The organism is Citrobacter sp. C6_1, from assembly GCF_014596835.2.
GTDB classification, from domain to species: domain Bacteria; phylum Pseudomonadota; class Gammaproteobacteria; order Enterobacterales; family Enterobacteriaceae; genus Citrobacter; species Citrobacter pasteurii.
The window spans coordinates 1,525,196-1,542,377 of sequence record NZ_CP115031.1; the positions used below are offsets into that span (position 1 = coordinate 1,525,196).

Here is a 17,182-nt window from a genome sequence, read left to right on the forward strand (position 1 = left end):
GCTTATTGTCCTGCAATCTGGCGAAGTGCCGTAATGACGCGTTGTGTGTCATCGTCGGTCATGTCGGGAAATAGCGGCAGTGAACAAATGCGTGCGCTATTCCATTCGGTATTAGGCAGAGAAAGATCGGTGAAACGTTCGCGATAATATTTCTGCGTGTGGGCCGCGCGAAAATGCAGGCCTGTGCCAATATTTCTGGCCTTTAGTGCTTCCATCAGAGCATCTCTGCTTAGCCCACAGCGGGCTTCATCCACGCGAATGATGAACAAATGCCAGGCGTGCACATACGACCACTGAGGCAGGGCGAGCGGTTGAAACGGCGTATCGGCCAGCGCCTGTTGATACTGCTGCGCAATTCGCGCACGGCGTGCGTTCAGGCGATCCAGTTTGTTCAACTGCACCAGAGCGATGGCGGCGTTGATGTCAGTCAGGTTGTACTTGTATCCCGGTGCGAGAACTTCAGCTTGCGGCGCGCGACCATAGGTTTGACGGTCATACGCATCTACACCCAGGCCGTGAAATTTCAGGCTGCGAAGCCGTTGAGCGAGTTGGCTGTCGTCAGTAACAATCAGTCCACCCTCGGCACAGGTCACATTCTTGATAGCGTGAAAGGAAAAGATTGCGGTACCACGAGCACCGACATGACGACCCTTGTATAACGTTCCGACGGCGTGCGCTGCGTCTTCAATGACAGGGATTCCATAGCGTTCACCGATGGCGTAAATGGCATCAAGATCGGCTGGGGCGCCAGCGTAATGTACGGGAATAATGGCCTTGGTGCGTGGCGTGATAGCGGCTTCAATTTGCTCCGGTGTGACCATCAGCGTATCGCGGTCAATATCGATCATCACGGGTGTTGCGCCCAGCAGGACAATCATATTGAGGGTAGAAACCCACGTCATTGACGGCGTAATGACCTCATCGCCTGCACCTATGTTCAGCGCCATTAGCGTGATGTGCATACCTGCAGTGGCGGAACAGACGGCGACGGCGTGTTGATTTCCCGTCAGCTGGCAGAAGGCTTCTTCCAACTGTTGATTTTTCGGGCCAGTGGTTATCCATCCAGAGTCCAGCACCGCTTTCACCGCGGCAAGCTCTGCAGCACCTATTGCCGGGCGAGAGAAAGGCAAAAAGTCAGACATCATTATTCCTTCAAGCCATTTAACGCTACCGAAGTTTTATTTTTAGGACTAAACAGGGGCGTCGTTAATTATTTCATCAGGTTATAAAGGTTAATGGCCGAAGGTTAATTTATCCTTAAGAGTTTAAGGTTTGTGGTATAAAGATAAAAACAGGGAGAAGTGATTTATTTGTTTGAATATAAAGTGTTTTTAGCCGTTATGGCGGCATTGGTCTCTGTTGCTGAATGTTGAGAACAATACCGCTAATGTGAACATTGTTTATATTACGTTTAAATTCGTGGGATTTACAGTAACCCTTTCAAGGTCAACGTGTTACGCGTGGCGATATTTAAGTCGTAGGTGCCAAGATCTTCCGCTTTAACCCATGCGAAGTCCTGAAACTCTTCGTTAATGTTCACTTCACGATTAGTTGCCACACAATCGAAGATGAGATAAATCATATAAATCTCTTCCTGACTGCCATCGGCATAGGTTTTGGTGCGAATATCATCGCTGAAGGTCCACGGAGTAATTTCTGATAATACCAGTTGTTCACCCAGCTCTTCCCTCACTTCCCGACGCAAAGCCTCTTCGATGCGCTCACCCGGCTCAACACCCCCGCCAGATAGCGCCCACTGACCGGGAAACACGCCGCGGTCGTCAGCCATTTTACACAGTAAATAGCAGCCATCGTTTTGAATTAATGGGCAAACAATTGTTCTTTGGCGCATAGGTCAAGTCCTTCCAGGGGAGATTGAGAATTCCATCATCCACCTATCTTACCTTTTGCAGGTTGAAGAAAAAACGCTTCATCGACGATTAAGCCCGTGTGGCTGGGGAAAAATTGATAGTTGTTGAAAATGGCATTCAGAGACGCTCAGCGATAGATTTCATACAAAAATTTAACCTTATCTAAATTTTCTGAGTAGTATTTAGTTACAATATGGTATTGCATCGCTTTTTTAGCTCATTGATTCCTCGCCATCTGGCAGTACAATCCCTCGGTTTTGGGGCTATGTTTTGATTCTTGCTGGAAAGGATAGAAAATGAAAAAAAGTTTACTGTTGGGTTTTGCCGGAATGCTGTTTGTTTCTGCGTCGGCGAGCGCAATTAGCATTAGCGGCCAGGCGGGCGAAGATTACACCAACCTTGGCTTCGGTATGGGCACTGAAACCACGGGTCTTGCCGTTAGCGGCAACTGGATGCATAACGATGACGACGGCGATGCGGCTGGTCTGGGGCTGGGTCTGAATATTCCACTCGGTCCACTGCTGGCAACGGTTGGTGGTAAAGGCATTTATACTAACCCGAATGATGGTGATGAGGGTTACGCTGCGGCGGTCGGTGGCGGTTTGCAGTGGCCGATTGGCGACAGCATCCGTCTGTTTGGTGAATACTACTACTCCCCGGATTCACTCTCCAGCGGGATCGACAGCTATGAAGAGGCGAATGCCGGTGCGCGCCTGACCATTATGCGTCCGCTGAGCATCGAAGCCGGTTATCGTTACCTGAATCTGGCGGGCAAAGACGGCAACCGCGATAACGCGATTGCGGATGGCCCGTACGTTGGGGTTAACGCGAGTTTCTGATTTTTCCGGCGCGGCCTTCAGTCGCGCCTTCCCCCCTCCATGCGTTATAGTGTTTTCATCATAAAAGCAGGAGAACACGATGTTAAACGTGGAGATGCTATCCACCGGGGATGAAGTGTTGCACGGACAAATCGTCGACACCAATGCCGCTTGGCTGGCAGATTTTTTCTTTAATCAGGGATTACCGTTAACACGCCGCAATACGGTTGGCGACAATCTGAACGATTTGGTCGCTATTCTGCGTGAGCGTAGCGAACATGCTGATGTACTGATCGTCAATGGCGGCTTAGGGCCGACCAGCGATGATTTGAGCGCACTGGCGGCGGCAACGGCAAAAGGTGAAGGGCTGGTACTGCATGAAGCGTGGCTGGCCGAAATGGCGCGTTTTTTCCGTGAGCGGGGACGCGTCATGGCACCGAGCAATCGCAAACAGGCTGAGCTTCCGGCCAGCGCGGAGTTCATTAATAATCCGGTCGGAACTGCCTGCGGGTTCGCCGTAAAGCTTAATCGCTGCCTGATGTTCTTTACGCCGGGTGTGCCGTCAGAATTTAAAGTCATGGTTGAACATGAGATCCTGCCGCGCCTGCGCGAACGTTTTTCTCTCTCTCAACCCCCGCTATGCCTGCGCTTAACGACTTTTGGTCGTTCTGAAAGCGATCTGGCGCAGAGCCTGGACTCTTTGGTTTTACCGCCCGGGGTGACAATGGGGTATCGCTCGTCGATGCCGATTATCGAGCTGAAGTTAACCGGACCCGATTCCCAACGTGAAGCGATGCTGGCGCTATGGCCAGAGGTGAAACGTGTTGCCGGCCAGAATATGATTTTTGAAGGTACCGAAGGGTTACCTGTGCAAATTGCCCGTAAGCTCCAGGAGCGCCAGTACAGTCTGACGCTGAGCGAGCAATTTACCGGAGGCTTAATTGCTCTGCAGCTGTCTCGCGCCAGTGCCCCGTTGTTAGCGAGCGAGGTAGTGCCATCTCAGGAAGAAACGCTGGCGCAAACGGCTCACTGGATAACCGAGCGACGCGGCAACCATTATGCCGAACTGGCGCTGGCGGTATCGGGTTTCGAAAACGAACATATTAACTTCGCACTGGCAACACCTGACGGCACGCATGCCTTGCGGGTGCGACTCAATGCAAATCGCTATAGTTTGGCTGTTCGTCAGGAAGTTTGCGCAATGATGGCGCTTAATATGCTGCGGCGTTGGCTAAATGGTCAGGATATCGCCGGGGAACACGGCTGGATAGACGTGGTAGAATCCCTGACGGTTTGATTAGTGGCAGGGAAGGTTACAAACCTTCCCTGTCTGACTCACGCGGTGACATCGTCTGGCAATAACCCGGTAATTAACTGAACCAAATCACGATCAATCCCTTGTTCCAGCATCATGCGAGCGATCCTTGTTGCTTCTTCTTGCATACCTTTTTGTACTCCTTGTTCCAATCCTTGTTGTAACCCTTGTTGCAGCCCATCGTGGTGGCCTTCTTGTCTGAGTCTCTCTGCGATTGTCATCAGCCTCTCCTTGTTATGAGGGGAACGTTCGGCAACTTTATGGATAAATTCGTTGACGTGAGAAACGTCGCCGTACCGTAGCAGATAATTAAATAGCGTCTGTAGCTGGCTGTCATTAGCGGTGCTTGTAACTAATAACGAGACCAGTCGGTCCACTAATCCCATCAAATCGCGATCGCGGATATGTTTTTGCATCAACTCAAGCAACGCAACACGCCGATGTTGCGCGATTTCATCGTCAGGAATCACGGTAATGTCGACCAGCGGAAAAGCTTCCGAATAAAGTTGTCGCGCCAGTTGTGGGTTGTCAAATTCATCCAGCCAGTTGAGTGACCAGGGATAGGGGCTTTGTTGACCGTGATAAAACAACATGGGGATCACCAGCGGCAGCGTTTTATTCCCGACATCAAGATGGTGCTGCATCGCAGCGGTGGCATAGCGCATCAGGCGGAATGCCATGTGCTGCACAGCTGTACTCTGATGTTCGATGACACAATAGATATAGCCATCACCTTCGTGGGTTTTTAGCGACCACAATACGTCGGAGTAGTACGCGCGGAGATCCTGTTCGATAAAACTGGTGGACTCCAGCTTCAGCGTTTGCAAATTGCATATCTCACGTAATGTGACGGGGAGGTGAATCTCCAGAAAATCCCGGGCCATCTCAGGATAAGAAATTATCTTTTTAAAAACCGCATCATGCGGTGTGGATGTGGTGGGTATAGCCATGGTAGTCCGTCACCAGAAAGAGAAGATGGCGTGACGGTATCCACTTTTCACAAGCGCTGCATATGAGAAATTGATTCTTTGCGTGGGTGAATCAGAGATAAATACGCCCGACTGCAACGTATTCAAATAAGCGGAACTGGATGCGCAAAAATGCCCGGTAGCAAACACCACCGGGCAACTGAGTTACCCCAACGCTTTGGCGAGCAGGGTAATAGGATGTTCGCAACGCTTACTTGTCGACATCTCAATCTGCCATTTACACGTTTCACAGTCGGTCACGACGATATCCGCGCCGCTTTCTTCAATCTGGCGGAATAGCGGTGCGCCAATTGACTGTGACGTCGGATAGTTTTCCTTTTTGAATCCGTAAGTTCCGGCAATGCCGCAGCATTGTGAATCCAGCACTGTCAGTTCAAGTCCAGGAATTTGTCGCAGCAGTTCCAGCGTGTAGAGCGTCCAGCCCATTTTCTCCATATGACATGGTGTGTGATAGACCACTTTTAGCGGCAGCGTTTTCAGCGGCAACGTTTTCCCTTCGTCCAGCTTGCGCCACAGCCAGCGTGTAGCCAGTTCAATATGGTCGCGCAGACCTGAGTTGTCGACATCCAGCACTTCAGGGTATTCATCACGTAGCGCAAAGGTACAGGTTGAAGAGGTGGCAATAACCGGGATGCCTTTTCCGTCAATCGCTTCTCGCAGTGAAGCCACATTACTTACCGCCTGCTTACGGGCTTTATCGGTGAAACCGTTGGCGATCAGTGGTACGCCACAGCATTTCTCTTTACTCAGCAGTTGTACGCCGGTACCCATCGCGTTCAGCACTTTTATCAGATCTTTACCGAGTTGCGGATGGTTGTAGTTCACAAAGCAACCGTGGAAAAATGCGACTTGATCCTGATACTGCACCTGCTGTGCGGCTATGCTGCGATACCAGCGGCGGAAGGTACCGAAGGAGTACTTTGGCAGCGTACGGCGATGATCGATTTTTAGTGCATAATCAAGAAGCTGGCGCACCGGTTTCAGTGAAGTCGCGGTGTTCACGATGGGTGCGAACGGCGTAGAAACACTGCCCATCAAATCGGTATGGCTTAAGACAAAGTTACGTATCGACGGACGCGTCGTGTCGTATTTGGCACGCGCGCGTTGAATGATATCGCCAATTTTGACATCCGAAGGGCAGGCCACTTCACAGCGTTTGCAGTTGATGCAATATTTCAGCGCATCGTCATATAACGCACCATCTTTCAAACGCAGACGTTCACCGTCAGGGCCGGCTTGTTTAGGGCCAGGGTAACCAGGGTTGACACGGCTTACCGGGCAGGCAGTGGTGCACACTGTGCATTTGATACAACTTTCAAAACGTGTGTCGCTCATTGCTGGCCTCCTGCACGTTTCGCAATATGATGTGCGGCGTGTAAAGCGCTCACTGCGCACACTCCGCCTCCGCAACCCTGGGCGATAGAGTCAAAACCGCCAAGTACCGATCCGATGGCAAACATATTCTCTACTGTTTTTCCTGCAAGCGATGGACGCAGTTCAGCATCGGTGGTTACGCCAAACTGTTGCCACGGTTGTGGATCAAAGACGTCACGCTGATACCACTGCGCACGTGTGGCGGTTTGGTGCACATCCAGACCGAGAATCGGCTCATGAACGGCTTCGCGCGTGGCAACCAGTCCGCTGCTAAAGAAACTGCCGCTGGCGAGCACGGCGAAACGTGGCCGCAAAGGAATATCGGCATGGTTGCGGGTCCAGATTTCGCTGACAACGCTATCCTGACAGGTGATTTTTTTCACTTCATCACCTGGCATCCACACCCCACCCTGGCGTACAAACTGGCGCTGCAATTTGTTATGCAGGCGCATGCCCAGCACTGACGGCGGTAAAGTTGGTAATAACATCAGTGAGCAGGGCAGGCGGTCGTTGAGCCACTTCCAGAGCCGATCGTCAGCCAGGCCGAAACAGGCTGGCATAATTATCATGTCGCAGGTTTTTGCGATTGGCAGCAGGGCGTCATAGAGCAGCGACCATTTATCTTCGTTATCTAACAGACGAGCAATGTTGACGGCGCGAAACTCGGTTGGGTTATCACGCAGGACATCCAGTTCTGGCAAATCGATTTCAGCCGTTTCGACGCTGAGGTTACGCTGGCGCAGTGAGGCCGCGGCAAGGTGCGCCTGGAAATCCAGTAAGCCGCTAATTCCCACCACACAGACACGTTGCGCTGATAACGGCCAGACCGGCACCTCTGCTGAACTAAGCCAGGTTGAACGCAGGGTTCCCAACGGTGTTACACGTTGATGAGCCTGATGAACCTTACCGTGCAAATGTGTTCCGCACTCTTCCAACAGATCCTGCGCCTGCTGCGCCAGTGCCAGTACGGTCTGCGTGCCGATGGTGCTATAAGGATGACCTGGTGCCTGAGTACGCAGCGCATTCAACCCCGCTTCAATGTCGGTTACCGGCTGACCATCAGGCAGGTTGCTGAGCAAATCCAGTGAGCCGGAGGAAAAGTGCAGAGCGCTTTGGCCGCGGGTAACAATCGTGCAGCGCAGTCCGCTTTTTTGCAGTTGCAGGCCGCATAGCAGTCCAGCGAGGCCGCCGCCGATAATGACGGTATCAAATTTCATCCTGGTGCTCCTTTTCCAGACCACACAACCCTTGATAAACCCAGCGAGTGAATTCGCTTTCGCGCAGTGCATCTCCCCAGGCGATAGGCTGCACACCTTTCCAGCGTTCGTTGAGGAAGTCGGAAAGCTGAGTAATGGATTGTGCTGCGGTAGTGACATTAAAACGTTGCAGCAAACCTGCAGCACGACAGGCACACAATTCGCCCTGGCAGGTCCCCATTCCGACGCGGGTACGGCGACGTAAATCGAGCAGACTGTTGACGGTTAGATTCTCGACGGCGTATTGCACTTCGCCTGCGGTGACCGCTTCGCATTCACAGACCAGGCTGCGATGTTGACGGCCTTCGCTCAGCCACGCTGGGGTACGATCCCCATGGCGATAGACAGCCGAACCGCGTAGCGGCGCAGGTAACGAAATAACGCGTTTAAGCGTATGCTCGGTAGATTCCTGTGAGCCAGGCAACGCGGTGTCTGCGGTTGTGCAAGGCTGGGTATTGCCCAGCTTACGGCAAACAGCATCGGTGGCCCATTCCGCCATCAGGCGGTAGGTCATCAGTTTGCCGCCGGTAATGGTGATAAACCCTTCCAGTCCGTCACGCTCTGCGTGATCGAACAGTACAATCCCACGGCTGACGTTACGACCGGTGGGATCGTCGTCGCTGGCCACCAGCGGACGTACGCCGGAGTAGGCGCGTAAAATGCGCGTTTTCGCCATAATCGGCGCCAGTTTCTCGCCTTCACGCAGCAGAATGTCGACTTCTTCTGCGGTGACGCGGTTGCTGTCGATATCATCGTAATCAATGTGCTGCGAGGTGGTACCGATCAATGAGATGGTATCGCCTGGCACCAGAATATCGGCGTCAGACGGTTTACGGCAGCGGTTGATGACATGCTGGTTAATGCGATGATCCATAATCAGCAACGAACCTTTGGCCGGGAACATACGGATGCTCAGATCGGCATATTCTGCAATGCGTTGACCCCAGATCCCGGCGGCGTTGACGACAACCGGTGCATGCAGGGACTGCATTTCGCCCGTCAGATGATTGCGCACGTTAACGCCGCAAACCGTCGCGCCTTCGCGAATCAGTCCTGTCACTTCATGGGCTGTTAAGATAATCGCACCGTGCTCTCGTGCATCCAGCATGTTGGCGGCGGTTAAGCGGAAAGGATCAACCGTGCCGTCCGGCACTTTTACCGCACCAATCAGCTGTGGATTCACGGAAGGTTCGATAATACGTGCCTGATGAGGGTCAATCGCTTCTGCGCGGATGCCTGCATCTTCACAGGCACGTATAAAAGTGGCCTGGAAAGAGAGTTCATCTTCCGGCAGCGTAATAAACAGACCGTCCGTCGGCTCAACACAATGGCGGGCGATACGTTTCAGAATTTGGTTTTCGCTAATGCATTCGCGGGCAGATTCAGCGTCAGTAACGGCGTAACGTGCTCCGCTGTGCAGCAGGCCGTGGTTACGGCCCGTCGCGCCTGTCGCGATATCGTGGCGTTCTACTAAGATGACGCGCAATCCGCGCAGGGCACAGTCGCGTGCGATCCCTGCACCTGTTGCTCCTCCACCAATGATAATCACGTCACTTGTTTGCGAGTCGCGAGTTTTCATTGTTTTTCCTCACAGTTCGTTTTTTATCATTTAGCCACATAAAAAACATGGATTGTTTGATTTCGCGCATAATCGCTCATAATTCGAAAATGAAACGTGATTCCGTGCGCCTTTATGAACATTTGTCATAAATCTGTAACAATATGTGCTGCGTTTCACATTTTTGTTATGTATCTTTCCTTAACATCGCGGCCACACTGGGAGCGGTAGGGTAGTAATGACGAACTGCAGTGTTTACTTCGAATGAAAGACGGCCACGGAGGCTACACTATGTTGAGCATTTTTAAACCAGCGTCACACACGGCGCGTTTACCTGCAGCGGAGATCGATCCGACATATCGTCGATTACGTTGGCAGATTTTTCTGGGGATATTTTTTGGTTATGCCGCGTACTATCTGGTACGTAAGAACTTTGCCCTTGCGATGCCGTATCTGGTTGAGCAGGGGTTCTCGCGTGGCGATCTGGGTTTTGCGTTGTCCGGTATCTCCATTGCTTACGGATTTTCGAAATTCATCATGGGGTCCGTTTCGGATCGCTCGAATCCGCGCGTTTTCCTGCCAGCGGGTCTGATACTGGCTGCGGCAGTGATGTTGTTTATGGGCTTTGTGCCGTGGGCGACATCGAGCATCGCGGTAATGTTTGTGTTGCTGTTCCTCTGCGGATGGTTCCAGGGGATGGGGTGGCCGCCGTGTGGTCGTACCATGGTGCACTGGTGGTCGCAGAAAGAGCGTGGCGGCATCGTTTCCGTTTGGAACTGTGCGCATAACGTGGGTGGCGGTCTGCCTCCGCTGCTGTTCCTGCTGGGTATGGCCTGGTTTAACGACTGGAAAGCGGCGCTGTACATGCCTGCTTTCGGTGCGATCGTCGTCGCGCTGTTTGCCTTTGCGATGATGCGTGATACGCCGCAATCCTGTGGCCTGCCGCCTATCGAAGAGTACAAGAACGACTATCCGGATGATTACAATGAAAAAGCGGAAGAAGAGCTGACTGCGAAGCAGATCTTCATGCAATACGTACTGCCGAACAAACTGTTGTGGTATATCGCTATCGCCAACGTGTTCGTCTATCTGCTGCGTTACGGTATCCTGGACTGGTCACCGACCTATCTGAAAGAAGTGAAGCATTTTGCACTGGATAAATCGTCCTGGGCTTACTTCCTGTACGAGTATGCCGGTATCCCGGGGACGCTGCTGTGCGGCTGGATGTCGGATAAAGTCTTCCGCGGTAACCGTGGCGCCACCGGCGTGTTCTTTATGACGCTGGTCACCATCGCGACGGTCGTTTACTGGATGAACCCGGCAGGCAATCCGAACGTGGATATGGCTTGTATGATTATCATCGGCTTCCTGATCTACGGCCCGGTCATGTTGATCGGTCTGCATGCGCTGGAACTGGCACCGAAAAAAGCGGCGGGGACGGCGGCAGGCTTCACCGGACTGTTCGGTTATCTCGGTGGTTCTGTGGCTGCGAGCGCCATTGTCGGTTACACCGTTGACTTCTTCGGCTGGGACGGCGGCTTTATGGTGATGATTGGCGGTAGCGTGCTGGCGGTTATTCTGTTGGTAGTCGTCATGATTGGTGAAAAACGCCATCACGAAGAGATGCTGCTCAAGCGTAACGGGGGCTAATAGATGAAAACCACATTGAAAAGTCTCAGCGTGGCGCTGATGCTGGCAGGTATGGTTGTGAGCAGTGCGGCGGTTGCCGCAGATAAAATTGTCATTGCGCACCGTGGCGCCAGCGGATATTTACCGGAGCATACGCTGCCTGCGAAAGCGATGGCTTATGCTCAGGGCGCGGATTTTCTGGAGCAGGATTTGGTGATGACTAAGGATGATCATCTGGTTGTCCTGCATGACCACTATCTTGACCGCGTCACCGATGTTGCTGAGCGCTTCCCGGATCGTGCGCGTAAAGATGGGCGTTACTATGCCATCGACTTTACGCTGGATGAGATCAAATCGCTGAAATTTACCGAAGGTTTCGATATCGAAAATGGCAAAAAGGTACAGACATATCCAGGGCGTTTCCCGATGGGTAAATCTGATTTCCGTGTGCACACTTTCGAAGAAGAAATTGAATTTGTTCAGGGATTAAATCATTCAACCGGTAAAAATATCGGTATTTACCCGGAAATGAAAGCGCCGTGGTTCCATCACCAGGAAGGGAAGGATATCGCCGCTAAGACGCTGGAAGTGCTGAAAAAGTACGGGTACACCGACAAGAACGACAAGGTCTATCTGCAGTGTTTTGATGTCGCAGAGTTAAAGCGCATTAAGAATGAACTGGAACCGAAGATGGGGATGGATCTCAATCTGGTACAGTTGATTGCATATACAGACTGGAATGAAACTCAGGAGAAAAAGCCGGACGGCAGTTGGGTGAATTACAACTACGACTGGATGTTCAAACCGGGTGCCATGAAGCAGGTGGCGGCGTATGCGGACGGCATTGGGCCGGACTACCACATGCTGATTGATGAGAAGTCGAAGAAGGGCAATATCTCGTTAACTGGCATGGTGCAGGACGCACATCAGAATAAGATGGTGGTGCATCCTTATACCGTTCGCGCCGATCAACTGCCGGATTACACCACTGACGTAAACCAGCTGTATGACATTCTTTATAACAAAGCGGGTGTTGACGGGCTGTTCACCGACTTCCCCGACAAAGCAGTGAAATTCCTGAATAAAGAGTAATGGCATAAGGCCTGTGATGCACCTCCGGTCACAGGCATTATTGGACGAAACGTGATTAACTGCTAGATAAGGCCGTCTGCTGTCAACGTTTTCCTACATGCCTGCAGGAGAAATAAAGGGCTGCCGTCTATCGGCGGCTCTTTTGCCAGTAACAATTTTTTTCCCGCCTTGCGTTACAGCTCTATTTCAATATCCCCGTTTGCCCGGCAACAGCAGGGCAATATCTCACCCGGCTGAATAAAGGCCAGAGGTTCGGCAATCCAGTCAACCTGTCCCGCCACCAGGCGGGTACGGCAGGAACCGCAGTAACCTGCACGGCACTGATACTCGACTTCAACGTTGTGCGATTCGAGCGCGGCGAGCAGGGAAGGGTGTTCATCCTGGCACAGCAGTTGTGTGCCAGAGATGCGCAGAGTAACGCGGCCCATCAGAGCTGGAAATTACTCAGGTCGTCGGTATCAACTTCGGCGTCGATTTGGCCGACCAGGTAAGAGCTGACTTCGACTTCCTGCGGTGCAACCTGGACGTTATCGGATACCAGCCAGGTATTGATCCACGGGATCGGGTTCGAGCGTGTCTGGAATGGCAAGTCAAGGCCAACAGCCTGCATACGGATGTTGGTGATGTACTCAACGTACTGGCACAGAATGTCTTTATTCAGGCCGATCATCGAGCCGTCACGGAACAGATAATCCGCCCACTCTTTTTCCTGCAGCGCGGCCTGTACAAACAGGTCATAGCACTCTTGTTTACACTCTTCGGCGATTTCCGCCATTTCCGGATCGTCCACGCCGCTGCGCAGCAGGTTCAGCATATGCTGGGTGCCGGTCAGATGCAGGGCTTCATCACGGGCAATCAGACGAATGATTTTTGCATTGCCTTCCATCAGTTCGCGTTCCGCAAAAGCGAAAGAGCAGGCAAAGCTGACGTAGAAGCGAATCGCTTCCAGCGCGTTAACGCTCATCAGGCACAGATACAGTTTTTTCTTCAGTTCACGTAGGTTGACGACAACCGTTTTACCATTGACCGTATGCGTGCCTTCGCCCAGCAGATGCCAGTAGCTGGTCATCTCGATCAACTCATCGTAGTAGCTGGAAATGCCTTCCGCGCGTTTCTGGATCTGTTCGTTGGTGACGATATCGTCGAACACCACCGCGGGATCGTTCACGATGTTACGAATGATGTGGGTGTAAGAGCGGGAGTGGATAGTTTCGGAAAATGCCCACGTTTCCACCCAGGTTTCCAGCTCAGGGATAGAAATCAGCGGCAGTAGCGCCACGTTCGGGCTACGTCCCTGAATAGAGTCCAGCAGCGTCTGATACTTCAGGTTGCTGATAAAAATATGTTTTTCATGTTCCGGCAGTGCCTGGAAGTCAATGCGGTCACGTGAAACGTCGACTTCTTCCGGACGCCAGAAGAAAGAGAGCTGCTTTTCGATCAGTTTTTCGAAGATGTCATATTTTTGCTGATCGTAGCGGGCGACGTTCACCGGCTGGCCGAAAAACATCGGTTCCAGAAGCTGGTCATTTTTCGTCTGTGAAAAAGTGGTGTATGCCATTGATGTGAATCCTTTGTGGGATGAGTGCCGGAGGCGGTGCAAGCACCTTGTCCGGCCTACAAACCGTGCAATCGTAGGCCGGGTAAGCGTAGCGCCACCCGGCATCATTCATCAGATCTTACATGCGCCGCTTTCGCAGCCATCATCCTGAATGGATGGCACCAAATCGTCCTGAGAATCTTCCGCACCGTCACGGGTGTTCTGATAATACAGCGTTTTGACACCAAATTTGTAGGCGGTGAGCAGGTCTTTCAGCAACTGCTGCATCGGTACTTTTCCGGACGGGAAGCGCGACGGATCGTAGTTGGTGTTGGCAGAAATCGACTGATCGATAAATTTCTGCATGATACCTACCAGCTGCAGGTAGCCGTCGTTGTTCGGCATTTCCCACAGCAGTTCATATGCGTCGTGCAGGTGTTCGTAGTCCGGCACGACCTGACGCAGAATTCCATCTTTCGATGCTTTGATGCTCACGTAACCGCGCGGTGGTTCAATACCGTTGGTGGCGTTGGAGATCTGTGAAGAGGTCTCCGACGGCATCAGCGCGGACAGCGTGGAGTTACGCAGACCGTGGGTCTTAATGGACTCACGCAGTTGCTCCCAGTCCAGGTGCAACGGCTCGTTGGCAATGGCATCCAGATCTTTCTTATAAGTATCGATCGGCAAAATACCCTGCGCATAGGTGGTTTCGTTGAACCATGGGCATGCGCCTTGCTCTTTTGCCAGCTCGTTAGAGGCTTTCAGCAGGTAATACTGAATGGCTTCAAAGGTTTTGTGGGTCAGGTTATTCGCGCTGCCGTCAGAGTAACGCTTACCGTTTTTCGCCAGCCAGTAGGCGTAGTTGATTACGCCAATACCCAGCGTACGACGCCCCATCGCACCGCGTTTGGCGGCCGGAATCGGATAATCCTGGTAATCGAGCAGCGCATCCAACGCACGTACCGCCAGTACGGCCAGCTCTTCCAGTTCGTCCAGGCTGTCGATAGCACCAAGGTTGAATGCGGACAACGTACACAGCGCGATTTCACCGTTCTCGTCGTTCACATCGGTCAACGGTTTGGTCGGCAGTGCGATTTCCAGACACAGGTTGGACTGGCGTACCGGTGCGACAGCCGGATCAAACGGGCTGTGGGTGTTGCAGTGGTCAACGTTCTGAATGTAAATGCGACCAGTAGAGGCACGTTCCTGCATCATCAGCGAGAACAGCTCAACCGCTTTCACGCGCTGTTTGCGGATGCTGTCGTCGTTTTCATATTTTGTGTACAGGCGTTCAAACTCGTCCTGATCGGCGAAGAATGCGTCGTACAGGCCCGGAACATCGGACGGGCTGAACAGCGTGATGTCACCACCTTTCAGCAGGCGGGTATACATCAGCTTGTTGATTTGTACGCCGTAGTCCATGTGACGGACGCGGTTGCCTTCTACGCCACGGTTGTTTTTCAGCACCAGCAGGCTTTCAACTTCCAGGTGCCACATTGGGTAGAACAGCGTGGCTGCACCGCCGCGTACGCCACCCTGAGAGCAGGATTTCACCGCAGTCTGGAAATGCTTGTAGAACGGAATACAGCCAGTGTGGAACGCTTCACCGCCGCGAATCGGGCTACCCAGCGCACGGATGCGACCGGCGTTAATGCCGATACCGGCACGCTGAGAAACGTATTTCACAATCGCGCTGGACGTGGCGTTGATTGAATCCAGGCTGTCGCCGCACTCGATCAGTACACAGGAACTGAACTGACGGGTTGGGGTGCGCACGCCGGACATGATGGGGGTTGGCAGCGAAATTTTAAACGTAGAAACGGCGTCGTAGAAACGTTTAACGTATTCCAGACGGGTTTCACGCGGGTAGTTAGAAAACAGGCAGGCAGCGACCAGAATGTAGAGGAACTGTGCGCTTTCATAAATCTCACCGGTCACACGGTTTTGCACCAGATATTTGCCCTCTAACTGCTTCACCGCAGCATAAGAGAAGGTCATATCACGATCGTGCACGATGAACGAGTCCATCTGCTTGAACTCTTCTTCCGTGTAGTCTTCCAGCAGATGATTATCGTATTTGCCCATTTCAACCATTTTCACCACATGGTCGAACAGTTTTGGCGGCTCAAACTCGCCGTAGGCTTTTTTACGCAGGTGGAAAATTGCCAGGCGAGCAGCCAGGTACTGATAATCCGGCGCGTCGCGGGAGATCAGGTCTGCAGCTGCTTTGATGATTGTTTCATGGATATCGGAAGTCTTGATACCGTCATAAAACTGAATGTGGGAGCGCAACTCGACCTGTGAAATCGATACGTTATTCAGTCCTTCTGCCGCCCAATCCAGAACTCGATGGATTTTGTCGAGATTGATGCGCTCTGTACTACCATCACGCTTTGTCACCAGCAGACTCTGATTCATGTGGTTTTTTACCTGTCCGTGAAAGAAAAAATATCCCCCATATTATCCACAGAGTCATGTTGTGACTAAGTCTGTGGATAAATACTATATGTAGGGGTTGTTTGATAAAATAGACGCTATATGGTGAGTATTCTAGTAGGGATTCTTTTCAGCACAAGAGTTGATTTTGAGGTTAAATTGAGGTTGCAAAAGGGTAAGAATCGCTAAGTGCGCGTCTTATAAGGCCTGGCGGGGATGTCAATAATTGAGAAAAAAAATAGAAAATTTGATCGAGTGCTGATTTCTTCATCTAAGGCAAAGAAAGTTCTTATGATCTGGCACAAATATTGCCCTAAGGCGCCTACTCAGGATCAGTAGGCGATGCGTAATCACGTAGGCTGATAAGCGAAGCGCCATCAGGCGTTAAAGCCCGGAGTCGTGCCGGATGGCGGCGCTGGTGCGCTTTATCCGGCCTACAATCGAGCGTCATCAGGCCATGAGCGCCGGCTTATTCGCTTTTGGCGGTGGTATGCACCATATAGTTCACATCCACGCCGGGGCCCAGTTTGAAGGTGTTGGTAATGGGGTTGTAATGCAGACCAGTCATGTGACGCTCTTTCAGCACAGTCTGGTCAACCCACTGTAACAATTCAGCCGGCTTAATAAATTTTTTCACATCGTGCGTACCTTTAGGCACCATGCGCAGAATATATTCCGCGCCGACCACGGCCATCAACCAGGATTTACCGTTACGGTTGAGCGTGGAGAAAAATACTTCGCCGCCGGGTTTGACCAGTCTGGCGCAGGCTCTGACCACCGACTGCGGGTCTGGTACGTGTTCCAGCATTTCCATACAGGTGACGACGTCATACTGGTGCGCATATTTCTCGGCGTGTTCTTCGACAGTCTCCTGCACATACTCAACATGAATGCCACTTTCCAGCGCATGCAGTTTTGCCACCTGTAAGGGTTCAAACCCCATATCCAGGCCGGTGACCGTTGCGCCTTCACGCGCCATGCTTTCTGCCAGAATCCCGCCGCCGCAGCCGACGTCGAGTACCTTTTTACCAAACAGACCACCTGACCGTTCGGCGATATAGCCCAGACGCAGCGGGTTTATGCGGTGCAGAGGCTTAAATTCACCCTCAAGATCCCACCAGCGCGACGCGACTGCTTCAAATTTGGCAATTTCTTCATGGTCAACGTTGTGAGTTACCGGGGGTTTTTCGGCATTCATTGGGGCTTCTACTCCTAAATTTGCGATGCAAACGAGTATATCAGCCTGACGGGATGAATAAAGCCTCTGTCTGGGGGAATCCATTTACCTGAATCTTCACGTATGTGTT

Annotated in this window: 14 protein-coding genes and 1 pseudogene; 4 read left to right on the top strand and 11 right to left on the bottom strand. The window is 52.0% G+C overall.

The features are described 5' to 3' along the window. Positions 1-2: 2 nt before the first annotated feature. Both arnB and nudI read right to left on the bottom strand, forming a co-directional pair. Positions 3-1,142, bottom strand: coding sequence for a UDP-4-amino-4-deoxy-L-arabinose aminotransferase (gene arnB, locus IB196_RS07375; RefSeq protein ID WP_188232096.1), 1,140 nt, complete (start codon positions 1,140-1,142; stop codon positions 3-5). Between the two features lie 284 nt (positions 1,143-1,426). After that, positions 1,427-1,852 (bottom strand): nucleoside triphosphatase NudI, encoded by a 426-nt coding sequence (gene nudI, locus IB196_RS07380; RefSeq protein WP_005129417.1) that lies wholly within the window; start codon positions 1,850-1,852, stop codon positions 1,427-1,429. A 315-nt stretch (positions 1,853-2,167) separates the two neighbouring features. Between nudI and IB196_RS07385 the strand changes: the two genes are divergently transcribed. Together IB196_RS07385 and IB196_RS07390 are read left to right on the top strand one after the other, a co-directional pair. Then, positions 2,168-2,710, top strand: coding sequence for a YfaZ family outer membrane protein (locus tag IB196_RS07385; RefSeq protein WP_040230118.1), 543 nt, complete (start codon positions 2,168-2,170; stop codon positions 2,708-2,710). 79 nt (positions 2,711-2,789) lie between these two features. Beyond that, positions 2,790-3,986 (top strand): nicotinamide mononucleotide deamidase-related protein YfaY, encoded by a 1,197-nt coding sequence (locus tag IB196_RS07390; RefSeq protein WP_149691466.1) that lies wholly within the window; start codon positions 2,790-2,792, stop codon positions 3,984-3,986. A 38-nt stretch (positions 3,987-4,024) separates the two neighbouring features. Here IB196_RS07390 and IB196_RS07395 read toward each other — a convergent pair whose 3' ends face one another. The 4 genes from IB196_RS07395 to glpA all read right to left on the bottom strand — a co-directional run bounded on the left by IB196_RS07395 (position 4,025) and on the right by glpA (position 9,202). Then, the gene (locus tag IB196_RS07395; RefSeq protein WP_005129410.1) at positions 4,025-4,954 is read right to left on the bottom strand and encodes an Rpn family recombination-promoting nuclease/putative transposase; all 930 of its coding nucleotides are present in this window, start codon (positions 4,952-4,954) and stop codon (positions 4,025-4,027) included. 183 nt (positions 4,955-5,137) lie between these two features. Further along, positions 5,138-6,328: an anaerobic glycerol-3-phosphate dehydrogenase subunit GlpC gene (gene glpC, locus IB196_RS07400; protein WP_188235314.1), complete on the bottom strand. Its 1,191-nt coding sequence runs from the start codon at positions 6,326-6,328 to the stop codon at positions 5,138-5,140. After that, the gene (gene glpB, locus IB196_RS07405; protein ID WP_188232047.1) at positions 6,325-7,584 is read right to left on the bottom strand and encodes a glycerol-3-phosphate dehydrogenase subunit GlpB; all 1,260 of its coding nucleotides are present in this window, start codon (positions 7,582-7,584) and stop codon (positions 6,325-6,327) included. The genes glpC and glpB overlap by 4 nt, the downstream gene beginning before the upstream one ends. Then, positions 7,574-9,202 carry an anaerobic glycerol-3-phosphate dehydrogenase subunit A gene (gene glpA / locus IB196_RS07410; protein WP_005129398.1) on the bottom strand — a complete coding sequence of 543 codons (1,629 nt, stop codon included), beginning with the start codon at positions 9,200-9,202 and terminating at the stop codon, positions 7,574-7,576. The genes glpB and glpA overlap by 11 nt, the downstream gene beginning before the upstream one ends. A gap of 270 nt (positions 9,203-9,472) precedes the next feature. Here glpA and glpT point away from each other — a divergent pair, with 270 nt between their 5' ends. Both glpT and glpQ read left to right on the top strand, forming a co-directional pair. Continuing rightward, positions 9,473-10,831, top strand: a complete 1,359-nt coding sequence (gene glpT, locus IB196_RS07415; protein WP_155021353.1) for a glycerol-3-phosphate transporter — start codon at positions 9,473-9,475, stop codon at positions 10,829-10,831. A gap of 3 nt (positions 10,832-10,834) precedes the next feature. Next, positions 10,835-11,902 carry a glycerophosphodiester phosphodiesterase gene (gene glpQ, locus IB196_RS07420; protein WP_188232048.1) on the top strand — a complete coding sequence of 356 codons (1,068 nt, stop codon included), beginning with the start codon at positions 10,835-10,837 and terminating at the stop codon, positions 11,900-11,902. A 62-nt stretch (positions 11,903-11,964) separates the two neighbouring features. On the opposite strand, the pseudogene IB196_RS07425 reads toward glpQ, so the two are convergent. The 5 genes and pseudogenes from IB196_RS07425 to ubiG form a co-directional block, all read right to left on the bottom strand. Beyond that, positions 11,965-12,054 (bottom strand): annotated as a pseudogene (locus IB196_RS07425) (hypothetical protein); the annotation flags it as partial. Between the two features lie 21 nt (positions 12,055-12,075). Continuing rightward, positions 12,076-12,330 (bottom strand): class I ribonucleotide reductase maintenance protein YfaE, encoded by a 255-nt coding sequence (yfaE, locus tag IB196_RS07430; RefSeq protein ID WP_005129393.1) that lies wholly within the window; start codon positions 12,328-12,330, stop codon positions 12,076-12,078. Continuing rightward, positions 12,330-13,460, bottom strand: coding sequence for a class Ia ribonucleoside-diphosphate reductase subunit beta (nrdB, locus tag IB196_RS07435; protein ID WP_003834668.1), 1,131 nt, complete (start codon positions 13,458-13,460; stop codon positions 12,330-12,332). The genes yfaE and nrdB overlap by 1 nt, the downstream gene beginning before the upstream one ends. 111 nt (positions 13,461-13,571) lie before the next feature. Further along, positions 13,572-15,857, bottom strand: coding sequence for a class 1a ribonucleoside-diphosphate reductase subunit alpha (gene nrdA / locus IB196_RS07440; protein WP_005129392.1), 2,286 nt, complete (start codon positions 15,855-15,857; stop codon positions 13,572-13,574). A 487-nt stretch (positions 15,858-16,344) separates the two neighbouring features. Beyond that, a complete protein-coding gene (gene ubiG, locus IB196_RS07445; protein WP_005129389.1) occupies positions 16,345-17,073 on the bottom strand; it encodes a bifunctional 2-polyprenyl-6-hydroxyphenol methylase/3-demethylubiquinol 3-O-methyltransferase UbiG in 729 nt (242 codons plus the stop codon). Between the last annotated feature and the right edge of the window lie 109 nt (positions 17,074-17,182).

Bases quoted from the DNA above. Each gene is read 5' to 3' on its own strand.
- arnB (WP_188232096.1), bottom strand. From the start codon at position 1,142: ATGTCTGACTTTTTGCCTTTCTCTCGCCCGGCAATAGGTGCTGCAGAG.
- nudI (WP_005129417.1), bottom strand. From the start codon at position 1,852: ATGCGCCAAAGAACAATTGTTTGCCCATTAATTCAAAACGATGGCTGC.
- IB196_RS07385 (WP_040230118.1), top strand. From the start codon at position 2,168: ATGAAAAAAAGTTTACTGTTGGGTTTTGCCGGAATGCTGTTTGTTTCT.
- IB196_RS07390 (WP_149691466.1), top strand. From the start codon at position 2,790: ATGTTAAACGTGGAGATGCTATCCACCGGGGATGAAGTGTTGCACGGA.
- IB196_RS07395 (WP_005129410.1), bottom strand. From the start codon at position 4,954: ATGGCTATACCCACCACATCCACACCGCATGATGCGGTTTTTAAAAAG.
- glpC (WP_188235314.1), bottom strand. From the start codon at position 6,328: ATGAGCGACACACGTTTTGAAAGTTGTATCAAATGCACAGTGTGCACC.
- glpB (WP_188232047.1), bottom strand. From the start codon at position 7,584: ATGAAATTTGATACCGTCATTATCGGCGGCGGCCTCGCTGGACTGCTA.
- glpA (WP_005129398.1), bottom strand. From the start codon at position 9,202: ATGAAAACTCGCGACTCGCAAACAAGTGACGTGATTATCATTGGTGGA.
- glpT (WP_155021353.1), top strand. From the start codon at position 9,473: ATGTTGAGCATTTTTAAACCAGCGTCACACACGGCGCGTTTACCTGCA.
- glpQ (WP_188232048.1), top strand. From the start codon at position 10,835: ATGAAAACCACATTGAAAAGTCTCAGCGTGGCGCTGATGCTGGCAGGT.
- yfaE (WP_005129393.1), bottom strand. From the start codon at position 12,330: ATGGGCCGCGTTACTCTGCGCATCTCTGGCACACAACTGCTGTGCCAG.
- nrdB (WP_003834668.1), bottom strand. From the start codon at position 13,460: ATGGCATACACCACTTTTTCACAGACGAAAAATGACCAGCTTCTGGAA.
- nrdA (WP_005129392.1), bottom strand. From the start codon at position 15,857: ATGAATCAGAGTCTGCTGGTGACAAAGCGTGATGGTAGTACAGAGCGC.
- ubiG (WP_005129389.1), bottom strand. From the start codon at position 17,073: ATGAATGCCGAAAAACCCCCGGTAACTCACAACGTTGACCATGAAGAA.